This is a genomic window from Streptomyces sp. AC627_RSS907 (genome assembly GCF_019049165.1).
This window is the reverse complement of sequence record NZ_JAGMUE010000809.1, coordinates 1-550: the sequence shown is the minus strand read 5'-3', so window position 1 is coordinate 550 and position 550 is coordinate 1. Positions and strand designations below refer to the sequence as shown.

Sequence of the window (550 nt, the reverse complement as noted above, 5' to 3'; positions counted from 1 at the left end):
TCGCTGCACAGTCGATTCCCGCGATGTTCGCGGGTTCGACAGCGGGTAGCGAGATGAGGAGGGGACCATGGCTGGAACTAACGCCTCCGGTCAACTGGGAGAGGCCACCGATCTACGGCGTAGACCGCTGATCGTGACGGAAGACGAAGCGCTTCTCGACGACTTGTTGCGGTTGTGCGCCGCAGCCGGCTCGGCGCCGGAAGTGGCACATGGAACGCTCGCCGGCAGTGGTGGGTGGGAAGGCGCGCCACTGGTTCTCGTCGGCGACGACTGCGCACGGCGCTTGGCGGGCGTACCCCGCAGGCAGGGCGTGCTGCTCATCGGCCGGGACCTCGACGACCCGGGCATCTGGCGGCGGGGTATCGAAATGGGGGCCGAGTGCGTGCTCTTCCTGCCCGATGCCGAGACCTGGCTCGTGGACCGGATCGCCGACGTCACCGAGGGCGTGGGCGACCAGGCCGTCACCGTTGGGGTCATCGGGGGCAGGGGCGGCGCCGGAGCCAGCACCCTGGCCTGTGCCCTCGCGGTGTCGGCCGCCCGGGCTGGGCAG

Annotated in this window: 1 pseudogene; it reads left to right on the top strand. The window is 70.2% G+C overall.

Going from position 1 to position 550, the window contains the following annotated elements:
- Positions 1 to 67: 67 nt before the first annotated feature.
- A pseudogene (locus KUM32_RS38755) lies at positions 68 to 550 on the top strand (septum formation initiator); the annotation flags it as partial.